At 69.5% G+C, this 12,983-nt stretch carries 8 protein-coding genes; 3 read left to right on the forward strand and 5 right to left on the reverse strand.

Annotated features, from left to right (window positions below):
* Nucleotides 1-68 precede the first annotated feature (68 nt).
* The 5 genes from ACFV0T_RS25155 to ACFV0T_RS25175 form a co-directional block, all read right to left on the reverse strand.
* Nucleotides 69-3,455, reverse strand: coding sequence for a S8 family serine peptidase (locus ACFV0T_RS25155; protein WP_385783217.1), 3,387 nt, complete (start codon nucleotides 3,453-3,455; stop codon nucleotides 69-71).
* Nucleotides 3,456-4,448: 993 nt separating this feature from the next.
* Nucleotides 4,449-5,099: a tetratricopeptide repeat protein gene (locus tag ACFV0T_RS25160; protein ID WP_385783219.1), complete on the reverse strand. Its 651-nt coding sequence runs from the start codon at nucleotides 5,097-5,099 to the stop codon at nucleotides 4,449-4,451.
* 37 nt (nucleotides 5,100-5,136) lie between these two features.
* Nucleotides 5,137-5,466, reverse strand: a complete 330-nt coding sequence (locus tag ACFV0T_RS25165; protein ID WP_385783221.1) for a hypothetical protein — start codon at nucleotides 5,464-5,466, stop codon at nucleotides 5,137-5,139.
* An 11-nt stretch (nucleotides 5,467-5,477) separates the two neighbouring features.
* Nucleotides 5,478-6,377: a PhzF family phenazine biosynthesis isomerase gene (locus ACFV0T_RS25170; protein WP_385783224.1), complete on the reverse strand. Its 900-nt coding sequence runs from the start codon at nucleotides 6,375-6,377 to the stop codon at nucleotides 5,478-5,480.
* A gap of 460 nt (nucleotides 6,378-6,837) precedes the next feature.
* Nucleotides 6,838-8,946, reverse strand: a complete 2,109-nt coding sequence (locus ACFV0T_RS25175) for a SpoIIE family protein phosphatase (RefSeq protein ID WP_385783227.1) — start codon at nucleotides 8,944-8,946, stop codon at nucleotides 6,838-6,840.
* Between the two features lie 1,185 nt (nucleotides 8,947-10,131).
* Between ACFV0T_RS25175 and ACFV0T_RS25180 the strand changes: the two genes are divergently transcribed.
* From ACFV0T_RS25180 to ACFV0T_RS25190, 3 genes are read left to right on the forward strand one after another with little or no spacing between them, the layout of a single operon-like run.
* Nucleotides 10,132-10,653, forward strand: a complete 522-nt coding sequence (locus ACFV0T_RS25180) for a hypothetical protein (RefSeq protein ID WP_385783230.1) — start codon at nucleotides 10,132-10,134, stop codon at nucleotides 10,651-10,653.
* A gap of 5 nt (nucleotides 10,654-10,658) precedes the next feature.
* Nucleotides 10,659-11,345, forward strand: a complete 687-nt coding sequence (locus tag ACFV0T_RS25185; protein ID WP_385783233.1) for a DUF5987 family protein — start codon at nucleotides 10,659-10,661, stop codon at nucleotides 11,343-11,345.
* Complete coding sequence (locus ACFV0T_RS25190; protein ID WP_385783236.1) at nucleotides 11,342-12,934, forward strand: GMC family oxidoreductase N-terminal domain-containing protein; 1,593 nt, start codon at nucleotides 11,342-11,344, stop codon at nucleotides 12,932-12,934. The genes ACFV0T_RS25185 and ACFV0T_RS25190 overlap by 4 nt, the downstream gene beginning before the upstream one ends.
* Nucleotides 12,935-12,983 lie beyond the last annotated feature (49 nt).

Below are 12,983 nucleotides of genomic sequence, written 5' to 3' on the forward strand. Positions count from 1 at the left end.
CACCGGCGACGCACGGCGGACGGGGCCCGCCGGACGAATCCGGCGGGCCCCGCGTGCCTGGCCTCTCGCTACTTGAGGAGGTAGGCCCTGATGACGGTCTCCTTGAAGGAGTTGCCCGCCGCGTCCACGACGTGGGCGCGCAGGCTGACCGAGCCGCCCGCGGCACGTCGCGGACTGTCCACTGTCACGGTGTGCTGCAGGCCGGATCCCTTGACCCTCACCGACTGCCACGTCCTGCCCTCGTCGTAGGAGACGTCGACGGTGAGGGTGCGGATGGGCGATACGGCGGCGCCGGCCGTGCGCTGGATCAGCACCGGGACGTCGAGGGCGCGCCCGGCCTTGGCACGGTTCCACTCGTCCAGTTCCGGCGACATGCGCACCGCGTACATCGGCAGGGCCTGGCGTGTCGCCGTGGTCTGCGACCGGAACCGCCATTCGGCCCGAAGGCTCGTGGAGACGGAGCTGGGGCCGAGGTCACGGTCGTGCTCGACCGTCAGACGGTAGTCGGCGGGGGTGGCGTCGGCCGGTACGTCGCTCATGCTCCAGTCCTCGGAGACCAGTTCGCCGTTGCGCCGCAGTTCCACCTTGGGCAGGCCGGACGTCGTGTCGGCCACCAGGTCGAGGTTTCCGTTCGCGGCCGACTGGAAGGAACGGAACATGGTGTCGCCCTCGCGGAAGGCCCACACCTCGGGCGAGAGACCAACGGCCTGGACCCCGCCGTTCCAGCGCTCCTCGACCTCGGCGCCGGCCTTGTAGCCGTGCAGAACACCGAGGTAGCTCTGACCACGGGTGTCCGGGTCGAAGATGTTGTTCTGGTCGAAGGCCGTCTGCCAGCGCAGGCCGTCGGCCGCCGAGAAGTAGTCGACGCGCCGCGTCGGAACCGGAAGCCCCAGCAGGGCCCGACCGCCGAAGCGGACGTTGTCGACATACATCCAGACGAGGCGGGCGGCGACGGTGCCCGGCGTGGTGGCCGCGAACGTGGTGTTCACCTTGGCCAGCTCCGACTTGCGGGGGTTGTAGCCGGGGTCGGCCGGGATGGCGCCGTGCACCGGACGAGCGAGGTAATAGACCGACGAGGGGTTCCCGTCCGCGCCGGTGGGGTCACCCCAGACGGTGCTGACGAGATAGGTGAACTTCGAGTCCGTGTACCGCGCCGTCGGTGTTGCGTACACGCCCTCGATGTGGTCGTCGCCGACCGCGTTGTTCATGGTGACGGACAGAAGCTCGTCGTCCAGGCTGATGGTGCCGATCTCGGCCGAGATGATGCGCGCCGAGCGGCTCGGCGCCGAGACCGTGACGGGCTTGGCCTTACGGGCGTCGATGGCGACCTGCCGGTCGGCACTCATCACGACCTTCGGCACGCCGACGATGATGCCCTCGGTGAAGGACGCGTCGAAGAAGAAGCCGCTCACCGAGTAGGTGTCCTTCGGCACCCGCACCACGGTGCTGCTCTTGCTGAGCGCTTCCACCTCGTAGGCCTTGCCGTCGGCCGAGTTGACCAGCAGGTAGGCGATGTCGGGGGCCGTACCCGTGCGGCTCTTCAGGTCGATGCGCAGGTCGTAGGACGGCTGCTCGACGTCCATGCCGAACGGCACGCGCACCGATACCTGGTTGTCCGTGGTGGCCGCGGTCACCACGCCGCTGTAGGCGGCGTAGTTCGTGGTGGTTGCCGGGGCCGCGGTGAGGGTGACGTCCGCCGTTCCGTGCGCGGGCACGGTGACCGTGTCGGCGTTGAGACGGAACAGGCCCTCGGGGGCGGGCTCGTTCGTCTTGCCGCGGACCGCCTTCTGCTTCAGGTGGAGGGTGACCGGCTCGCCGCCCGGGTTGCGGTAGGTGACCGTCTTCTTCACCGGCGGCCGAGCGCCGTCCGTCCAGCGGGCGAGCCCGAAGTCCAGTCCGGCGGGCTCGGCGGTGACCTCCTGGTCGACGGCCCGGGCGATGTCGACGCGCCCGGAGCCCTGGGTGTAGGCGCCGCGCTCCTTGGCGCCGGTCGCCGACTGCACCAGCTGGCGCTTCACCTGCTCGGCCGTCCAGTCGGGGTGCTGCTGGAACAGGATGGCGGCGGCTCCGGCCACGTGCGGTGTGGCCATGGACGTGCCGCTCATCCCGACGTAGCCGTCGTCGGCGGTGGTGCCGCCCGCTCTGGCGGCGACGACGTTGACTCCGGGGGCGATGAGGTCCGGCTTGAGGCCGGAGTCGCCCACGCGCGGGCCGACCGAGCTGAAGGCCGCGAGGTCCTCGTCGGCCTCGGCGGCGCCGACGGCCAGCGCCTGGTCGGCGGAGGCGGGCGAGGAGACCTTGCCGGGGCCGCTGTTGCCGGCCGCGGCCACGACCAGGGAGCCGTAGTCGCGGGTGACGGTGTCGACCATGGCCTCGACGGCGTCGGTCTCCGGCGTGTCGACATCGCCCAGGCTGAGGTTGATCACCTTGGCGCCGTGCTGGGCAGCCCAGGCCAGGCCCTCGATGATGTCGGAGTTGTCGCAGTTGCCGTCCGCGGTGCACACCTTGCCGGTCAGGATCCGCGCACCGGGCGCGACGCCCTTGTACCGGCCGTCGGACGCTGCGCCGGAACCGGCGATGGTCGAGGTCACGTGGGTGCCGTGCCCCATCAGGTCGTCGGTGTTCGGCTCGGTGGTGAAGTTCGCCGACTCGGTGACGAGGCCCTTCAGGTCCGGGTGGTTCGGGTCGTAACCGGTGTCGAGCACCGCGACCTTGACGCCGGTGCCGGTGTAGCCCTTCTCCCAGGCGTGGGGGGCTCCGATGCGCGGCACTGTCTTGTCGAGCTGGACCTTGGCGTGGCCGTCCAGCCAGACCCGGCGCACGCCCGCGCCGAATGCGGTGGCGCCCGCGCGGCTGGGGGCGATGCCCTGCCAGAATCCCGCGGCGTCCTCGCGGTGTTCGCCAAGGGTCGCGAAGGAGGTTCCGGAGATGGAGTGGACCTTGTCGGCCCCCGCCGCGGTGAGCCGGCGCTCAGCGGTGTCCGCGTCACCCGCGTACTGGACGATCAGCGGCAGACTCGATCGTTCGGCGTACTTTCCCTGGACCAGCGCGGAAACGTTGAACAGCGTCTTGTCGAGACGGCCCGTCGCGAGCAGAGGGAGAGCGTCTGCGGGTATGACCGTCCAGTCCCCGCCGTCCTGGCGCTTGATGAACGTGAGACGCTCGCGGCCTTCGGCGGGCTCGACCGAGACACTCTGCTTGCCCGAGGTGTCCGTCTCCAGCGTGACGCGGTCGCCGGTGATCAGGGTGACCTGGTGCCGGGCGATCATCGGTGACCGGGCCGCCCCGGCCCGCGCGGAGACGCCCGCCCGTCCGGTGTCCGAGCCGAGGTCCTGGGCGGCACCGGGAGCGGCCGTCAGACCGGCCAGGAGCGCCACGAGGACGGCGGTCGCCGCCGCACGCCGCTGCCGAGGGAGGTGGCCCCCGGGGCTCCACTTGTGGTTCTCATGTCTCATGGGAGGACACAGTGGTACCGCGAAGGGTCGAGGTCAGCCCTCTGACCTGTCCACTAGACGTCAAGTCACCTTTACGACAACGTCTATTCTTCGCAAAGATGCCTAAACGACAGAGGTACCGCGGGTAAACGGCCCGGTTCGCCGACACGTACGGAGCGGCCGCCGCGTCCGACGGAGGCCCGCGCCCGAACTCGCCGGCAGGCGGCGATCAGCACCGGACGGCCCCCAGGGGCAGGCTCGACGTCGGTGCCGGTGCCGTGCCCCCGCTCCAGTGCCGCGGTCGACTTCACAACGTCCACGATCTCACCGGTTTCGATGGTTTCACCGCCACGGCCGCCCGCAGCCGAACGGACGAACACGGTCGGAAACCCGACGAGGCGCCAGGCAGGTCAGCACTCGAGCGGCAAGACTCTCCGGACGGGCTCGGCCCTCCCTCGACACCATCGCCCACTTCGGAAGAAGGCCCCAGTGTCGACGACGCCTGAATAGTTGAGATGGCCCGACACCTGGAAGAGATCGCCGCGCGCCGCGACTTGGGCCCGCAGGCCGCACTCGACCTTTCCGGCCGCACTCGACCTTCCCGGCCGCACTCGACCTTCCCGGCCGCACTACTCCCGCCCCACCACCCCGACCGCACCTCGACAATCTTTCGCCGACGGCACCGCCGGTGCTCGACTCCACCCGCACGTGGACCCGAAGCGGACTGGTTCCTGGAATCCTGGCGGAGGCGAGGCAGGGACCCGCTGGACTGCCGAGTTCCTGAGTCGGCTGCTGCGACGGGTTCAGTGACTTCGCAACGCGCGTAGGAGGGGTGTCCGGCGAATCATGAGTGCTTCCGCCGGTGCGCGGGGAGGTCGGCCGACCTCCTCTCGGCTGTGCCCGCCACCGTACGGCCGGTGGCGGTCCCCGGCGCAGCCGCCGCCTCGATGACCGGCGGCTCTCGTCCGCTCCCTGCTCAACGGATTGCCGGGAGAGTCCGAGCGCCACACGCTGTTACTGCAAGTCGAGCCTCTCGCGGGCCTCCGCCACCCAGCCCAGGACGCCGTCGGAATCGGTACTCTCGGCCAGCCCCCTGGCCTCCTCGAGCAACGTCGCAGCATCGTCCCGCTGATTCCGTTCGACGGCCAGCTGCGCGAGTGCGATCAGGTTTGCCGCCACCCCCGGCAGGAACCCGAGCGTGCGGCGCAAGCGGGTGGACTCCTCGAAGTGCGCTCGTGCCGCGTCCAGCCGTCCGGCCATGTGCTCAGCGAAGCCAAGGTGGCGAAGGGCGTAGGACATGGTCAGCTGGTCATCGGCCCCGGTGGCGAGATCGAGGGCGCGTGTGAAGGCAGGCAAGGCTGTCTGCGTGTCGTCGCGGACCACCTGGTGAAAGGTGCCGACCCAGAACAGCGCCTCGCCCTCTCCCCGGACATCGTCGATCCGCCTGTACAGCTCTGCTGCGCGCTCGAAGAGCTCCAGCTCGCGTGCGTCTTCGACGCGCTCGTCCAGGAAACGAGCATGGATCAGGCGGCCACGGGCCAGGGCGAGGTCCGCCTCGACCGCATCGAGCCCCATGTCAGCGGTGACCAGTGCGGCGCTGTCCCCGCCGAAGACAGCTCTCTCGTAAAGGACTTCAGCCTGCTTGATTCGCGCGTCCGCAGTCATGGGGCGATCGTACGATCACCAGCGCAGGCTATGACGGTCAATTGTGACGGCCCCCTCCGTCACCGCAGCGACCTGCAACGCCCCGATCGGGACAACACTGTTCCTCCGGGTCGTGACTGTCGAACCACCGGAGGCCTTGCGACATCGTGCGCAGTCCCTGGGCGAGTTCGTGGAGTGTGACGTCGCGTCTCATCACGACGGGCTCCCCGTCATACGGGCGGCGCTTCGCCGCGGTGATCAGGATTCCGAGCAGCGCCGCCAAATCGGGCGGGCCGTAGGCGTTGTCGGCCCGGCGGGTGACCTGCAGCAGGTCGCGCCCAGCAGGGCGGGGTGCCGGCAGCAACGGCAGCAACGGCAGCAACGGCAAACGATTCTCCGTCAGGCGTTCAGCTGAGCGCGGAAGGCTATCGCGGCGTCACCGGTGACAGACACTACGAGTTCGCCGGGGGTCGTGGCGTCGACGCGCACGTGGGCCTCACCGGGCCGCCCCATCGCCGCTCCCTGACGCCCGGTGAAGGTCAGCCGTCCTCCGGGGGCCGCAACGATGCCGTGGTGCACGAGGTACGCGCCGAGGGGCCCGTGCCCGTTGCCGGTGACCGGATCCTCCGGGATGCCGATCGCGGGCGCGAACATCCGGGACCATGTGAGCAAGCTGGGGTCGCGGGTGGCACGGGTGAAGACGAAGAATCCGTTGCTGCTCACCTCCCGGCTGAGCTCGGTCAACGCGGCGGAATCCGGGCGCAGTCCGTCCACCGCTGCCCGGTCGCGCAGCTCGACGAGCACTTTGGAGTGCCCGGTCGACACGATCTGGACCGGACCGCTGCCCGTGAGATCGCCGGCCAGGACGCCCAGCGCTTCCCGCAGTCGGTCGACCTGGTGGCGGTCCAGTTCCGGGCCGAAGTCGGCGGCGCCCTGATGGACACCGATCCGTACGTGGTCGCCGTCGCGCTGGATCTCCACCCGCTGGAGCAGTCCACCGCCAGTCTTCTGCACGAACGAGCACGAGGGCAGTCCGTACTCGACCGCGCGCGCGAAGTGCGCCCCCACGGTGGCGTGCCCGCAGGCCGGAACCTCCGTGGTCGGGGTGAAGAAGCGGACCCGCACGTCATGGTCGGGGCCGTCGGCAGGCAGGACGAAGGCGGTCTCGGAGTTGTTCAGTTCGCGTGCGACCGCGAGCATGGCCGCGTCCGTCATGCCCTCCGCATCGAGCACCACGCCTGCTGGGTTGCCGGTGAAGGGCACACGCGTGAAGGAGTCGATTTGGTAGAGGGTCCTCACGGCCGCCCCGCCTCCTGTTGTTCGTTGATCCGCCAGGCGACGGCATCTGCCGCCACCTTAGATCCGTAGTGAAGTCCCGCCACCTGGAGTGCCATACGCATCCCGAAGGAACCGGGCCCACCTGCGACGCCGAGGCACCCGCGGCACCCCATCCCGGACCAGGCCGACCTGACCCGCCATCGCGAGAACTCGGCTCTCGCGGTGGCTGCCCCACCGAAGTTCGACCCGCAGTACTACAAGGCGCGGCACCGGGGTTGAGTGCGGTATCAACCGCCCCAGAAACACCGCGCAGTGGCGACGAGGTACGACAAGCTCGCGGTCCGCTACGAGGTAACCGTCCTCCTCGCCGCCATCAACAAGTGGTTGCGATTCCCCGTGTCTGCCCGCTTCAGCTGATCAGAGGCAGTACGCGCGGCCCTGTGTTCGTCACCCTGTCCCACCGCACTCGTCGGGTCACTAGTCACGTGGAGTGCACCAGCAGCATGGCCATGTCGTCGGTGCCGGGGACGTTGTGCCGGGCGTGGGCGAGGAGGGCATCAGCGGTGGCCTCCATATCCTCGTCGCGCGTTCGGGCGAGCTGGTCGGCAAGAGCGGTGATGGCATGGTCGATGTCGACGCCGGGGGCTTCGACCAGGCCGTCGGTGTACAGGGCGAGAGTGGTGCGCGGGGGCAGTTCGATCTCAACGGCGGGGTAGTCGGCGTCCGCGCTGATGCCAAGAAGCGGGCCTGGGGGAACGCTGAGTACTTCGGTACGGCTGTCGGGGTGGCGGAGCAGAGGTGGCAGGTGTCCGGCTGTGGCCAGGCGGGCGCGGCGGTTGGCCAGATCGAGGTGGATGCAGAGACAGCTGGCGAACAGTCCCGGATTGAAGTCGCACACCACGCGGTTGGCGTGGGCCAGGAGTTCGTCTGGATGTGTGCCGGCCGCGGCATGCGTGTGAATGGCAGTGCGCAGTTGGCCCATCAGGGCTGCGGCCTGGACGTTGTGACCTTCAACGTCACCGATGACGGCTGCGGCGCTGGTGGTGGAGCAGCGGATGAGGTCGTAGAAGTCTCCGCCGATGTCCATGCCGTGTATCGCGGGCAGGTAGCGTGCGGCAGCTTGCAGGCCGTCGATGGCAGGCAGTTCTTTGGGCAGGAGAGCGGTCTGCAGCGTCCGGGCGAGATTGTCCTTGGCCTCGTAGAGGCAGGCCCTGTCCAGGGCCTGGGCGATCAGTCCCGCGGTCGAGACGAGGAGGTTGCGCTCCGCTGGGGGGAAACACCGAGCCTGGTTGTAGGACAGCGCCAGGATCCCGATGGGGCGGCTGCGGATGACGAGCGGCAGGAAGGCCCATGCGTTCCTGCCGCTATAACGGACAGCGTCAGGGTAGGCGTGGCGGAACTGGGCGAAGCTGGTGAAGAAGAGGGGCGTGTGACTGGTCAGGGCTCGCACGGCCGGGGTAGCGGAGCCCAGGGACTGGCCGTCGAAGCGGTCCATGAATGCTCGGCTGTATCCGCGGTGACCGATGACTCGCAGCCGTCCTTCGTCGGCCGTCATCATGGCCAGGCCTGTGGCACCGAAACCAGGCATGAGCTGGTCGGCGACCGTGTCGGCCACATCTTCCACTCGCACCGCCTCTGCGAGGCTCGCCGCCAGGTGCATCAGGTGATAGAGCGGCCTGGCTTCGGTGCGCTGCGCGAGAGTGGGGACCGGTTGCTCCGGACCGGCGGACGGCGCATCCGGAAGGGGAACCACATGGATGCTGACGCCGGAGGCGTCGGGGTAGAGCTCGAAGGACAGCCACAGATCAGGTGAGCGCCGGGCAGCGAAGCGAGCCGGACGGTGGCTGACGACCGTGGCCCGGAACAGGTCCTCGAAGGTGGAATCGCCAAGCCATGGCAGGCACTCCCACGGGTGTGCGCCCAGCAAGTCGGCAGCGGGTGCTCCGAGCAGGTCGAGCGACGCCTCACTGACGAAAACGATCCGTCCGTCCAGGTCCAGGGACACCGCCCCCGGCAAGCGGATGGCGAAGTCATGAGCCGCCAGGGCTTCGGCCCGGTCCGGGGTGCGCGAGCGCACCGTCTCGAGCACCACCGGTCGGGCCCCGGGCAGCCACGGGTGACCGCTCTGCGCCGCTCGCTGCAGCGAGAGACCTGCCTGGTCACAGAACGTGTCGATCGCCTCGATCTCCTGCCGGCTCATTCCCTGGGGATGCCAGGAGGGCCACAGGAGGCACACAGCGCCGAGCACAGCGTCACTGGTGGTGATCGGGGCGGCCGCCACCGCGTGGTCGGAGACCTCCAGAGCGAGCCTTGGATAGTGCAACGCCATGTCCTCGGGAGTGCCGACCCAGATCAGCCGCCTTTCCCTGACCGCTTCAGCCGCCGGGATCGCCTCCTCCAACCGAATACGGGCCCACGGGGCGGCGACGGGCCGCACAGACCCGTACACCATCGACAGGTGCAGCACCTCCTCCCGCTGCGGCAGGAGGAAGAGCATGCCGCCGGAGGCGCCCGCGTCCCGTACCAGGCAGCGGAAGGAAGCGGCCAGACCATCCCAGTCCCAGGCGGGGCTGGAGGCGGCAGACCCCACGCACGTTCACCGACCTTTCAAGACTTTGGCCGGCCTCGGCTGCCGTGCACCCGAGGCCGTCACAGCCGGCACCAGGCTTGTCGCCCTTCCATCCGACCTCACTGCCGGCGCCCGCTGTAGACACGCGCTCAGACCGCACCGACACCGAGCAGCACCGCCTTGTGCCGATCGTCGGGGGCACCGGGCGGCGGTCGGCCTGTTCGAGAGCCGTAGCCCACACCTGCGGTACCGGATGTTCACCTGACGGCGCCAGGGCCGTCGAAGCACCGGTATCGGCGGTACGTCACCGCATCAATTACATCGGCAAGCACACAAGAAGAATAGCTATAAATAGGCGTATAGACATGCACATCCCCTACCGCTCCGTCGGCCGCCGGCATCGACTGAACGCCTTCCGGGCTTGCCCGGAGCGCAGGCCGACAGGGAGCCTCCCAGTTGAGGCAGGCCGATACCCAGCCGGTGATCACTCAGAAGGCCACCGCGCAGCCGCGTGCGACGACCGCCTCGGCGGCGCCACACTGTGGGGCGGGGCCTGGCCGTCAGGCAGGCCCTGCTCCCCCGCATGCGCGGTGATGGTCCCCGGTGAGGTTCCAGGTGGAAGGGTCCGGACCCTCCCCACACCCGTGGGGATGCGTGAGTCGAGATTCGTGAGGTGACCTCGCCTGTTCCGGGCACCCATGGGGACGTTTCCACGGGGTCAGCAGCAGCCGGCATCTCCACTGTGGCGACCCTTCGGGACGGTGGCCGAGCTGATGCCGTTCCCACGGCGACACACTTGCTCCGCACCGTCAGCTGGACGGAACCGAACTTCCGCTGACAGGCGAGGGATTGAGCTCGACCACGGCACGAGAGACATCCACGCGACAGGACAGCGACCGCTCCCGCCCTCACATGTGCACTACTGCCCCGTGCGCCTCGGACGCCTCCTTGGAAGCAGATGTACGGTGACTCAGTGGAAGAGCCACTCACCCACCTCTTTACTGAGGCGTAGTCATGCCTCACTCTTTGGGTGTGCCGGACCGCGCCGCGGCCCGGTCCATCGGCCGTCGCCGCGAGTAAGGCAGGAATCCCTTGACTCGTTCGTCTCACTTCCGCAAAGTTGGCATGTACCTGGCAATTGCTGGGTCGTTGTGCGTCACCGCTCTCGTACCGGGAACCGCATCGGCGGTTCCGCGTTCCCCCGCGGTGTCCGAGACCACGCTCACCGAGTCCCGGACCGGGCCGTTCACCGAACCCTCCTTCGCCGCCACCTGCGACTGGCACCGGTTCGGCGAGGGGGAGACTCCACCGTGGTGGCTCATGTTCCGCGACCCGCTGTGCGTCGAGTACAGCAAGCGTGACATCACGTTCGACAACGGCGGCGCCCTGCGCTTCCTCGTCGCCGAACCCTCACGCTTCGCCCTCGCCATGATCACGTGCCGCTACTACCAGAAGGACCACTGGAGCGTGCAGACCACCACCGGCTCCACGCCCTGGGTGACCTGGGACGGCCAGTACTGGTGGGACAAGTCCGGGGGGCTGGCTGGAGCGAGGCTGAGCGGCTTCCGCATACACGGCCAGAGCGTCGGCATCGGAGACGCCGTCGCCGCTCTGCGCCCTGTGTACCCGGAGCTGGCCGACGCCTTGGACGATTACGGCACGGAGGCCGGGGAGTCGGGCCTGACCACGCCCCTCCCGTACTCGCCCATCTGCGCCGCGATCGGGTGAGCACCGTGTCCTCGATCGATCGAAGGGCAGTCCTCAGGGCGCTCGTCGCCACCTCGGGAGCCCTGTCCGCGCTGCAGTTCCCCGCAGTCGCCCGCGCGGAGGCCGCCGACGCCGCTCCCGCCGCTTCCGCCGCTTCCGCCGCTTCCGCCGGCTGGACCGTCCAGACGATGGAGGCGTTCGCCGACACCCTGATCCCGGGTGAGCGCCGCTTCGCCGGCGACCTGGCCATCGCGGGCGCCGTCACAGGACCGGGCGCCGTGCAGGCCGGAGTGATCAGTACCCTCACCTCGCCCGACCTGCCGCTGGCCCCCGTACTGCCGGAGATCGCGGCCCTGCTCAACGCCCGCGCCATCGCCTACGCCGCCACCCACCTCATCCTGCTTCCCCTCACCAGCCCGGCCTTCGTGGGTCTGTCCTTCGGCCACCGCACCGCGCTGGTCCGCGGACTCTTCGGCCCGGAAGACCCCGACCGCGCCATCTGGCAGGTGCTCAGCCTGCTCACCGGCCTCGCCTTCGACACCGCGGCGCACCTCGACACACGCCAGGCCCTCACCACAGGCCATCCCGGACTGGCCTGGCTGGACTTCCCCCAGCCCGACCCCGACGGTCTGTGGCGCTTCCCCACCTACTCCTACGGCAGAGCCCTCGCCGCCCCGCACCCCGCGACCACCGCGTCAGGGAGCCCCGCATGAGCGTGCAGACCACAGATGTCCTCGTGGCCGGAAGCGGCTTCGGCGGGGCGATCCCCGCCTACTACCTCGCCGCCGGGGGCGCACGGGTCACCGTCCTCGAACGCGGTCCCCGCCTGGCGGCGGACGACTTCGTCCACTCGATGCGACTGGGAACCTACAACCGCATCGTCGACGTCGTGCGCGGCGACGGCATCGCCGTCGTCGCCGGCAACTGCGTCGGCGGCGGCAGTGTCTCCTACTTCGCCGCCTCGCTGCGCGCCCCCGCCTTCGTCTTCGAACGCCGCGGCAGCATCGGCCGGCGCATCTGGCCGGCCGCTCTCACCCGCGCCGCGCTCGACCCCTGGTACGACCGGGTCGAGGAGGCCATCCCGGTCACCCGAACCGGCTGGCCGGACGTCTCCTACGCCGGCGGTGTACTGGCCGCCGCCTGCCAACGCGCCGGCCACACCTGCAATCCCGTACCGGTGGCCGTCGACACCGAACGGTGCACCAACTGCAACTGGATGCTGTCCGGCTGTCGTTTCGACGCCAAACGCTCGATGCTGCTCAACTACCTGCCGGCGGCGGAAGCGCACGGCGCGACGATCCGGCCGCTGCACGAAGTACAGACCATCGCGCCATCACTCGAACCGGGCTACCGGTACGCCGTCACCTACACGGTGCTCGACCCCGACGACTACACGTGCACCCTCCAGATCGGGACCATCCATGCCCGGACGGTCGTCCTCGCCGCCGGGGCTGTCGGCACTCCCGTCGTCCTCCAGCGCTCCGCCCCGCTGCTCGGCGGCATCCCGTCGGCGGTGGGACGGTACTTCTCGGGCAACGGCGACCGGGTGAGCGTCGCTGACGTGAACGAGACCAAGGTGCGCTCCCTTCTGGGTCTGTCCCGTCCCGACGGCGTCCCATACGAGGGCCTGCCGATCGGCCGCCCCATCACAGCGGCGACATACGACTTCCTGGACGCCACACAGCCCGAGTTCAGCCGCTTCATGCTCCAGCAGATCTACTTCCCGCCCCTCACCAATGTGCTGGCCCAGGCCACCGACGCGCCGAACTGGTTCGGCATACCGGGTCGTGCTCTGCGCTCACGCTGGAAGTCCTGGCTCACCCTGCTCGCCATGACCGAGGACGACAACGAGGGCGTCTTCGCAGCCACTCCCCCGCCCACCGGCAGCTTCATCCGTCTCGCTCCCGGGCTCGGACTGGGCACGATGACCTATCACCCCACCGACCGCACCCGCGACGGCTGGCGCAAGGCCGACGAGGCGCTGCGCGGCATTCTCGAGAAGGACGGGCTGTCCCGGGTCCGGCCCTGGCAGGAGGACGTCGCCGGAACCGTGACCGCCCACCCCATCAGCTCGGCCCGCATGGGTGACACTCCCTCCACCAGCGCCCTCACCGACAGCAACGAACTGCGCGGCCACCAGGGCCTGTTCGTCACCGACGGGTCCGCGGTCCCGACCTCCCTGACCGTCAACCCGTCCCTCACCATCGCCGCTCTCGCCGAACGGGCCGCGCCCGCCATCGCCGAGCGCCTGGCCGAGACGGGGATCTCGGTCCGCTACGGGGCACCAGTGCCCGTGCCGTAAGTCCGCCCAGGTGAGGGCGTGCTGTGCGACTGCGGCAACCTGGTCCGGC

The organism is Streptomyces sp. NPDC059582 (genome assembly GCF_042735715.1).
GTDB lineage: Bacteria > Actinomycetota > Actinomycetes > Streptomycetales > Streptomycetaceae > Streptomyces.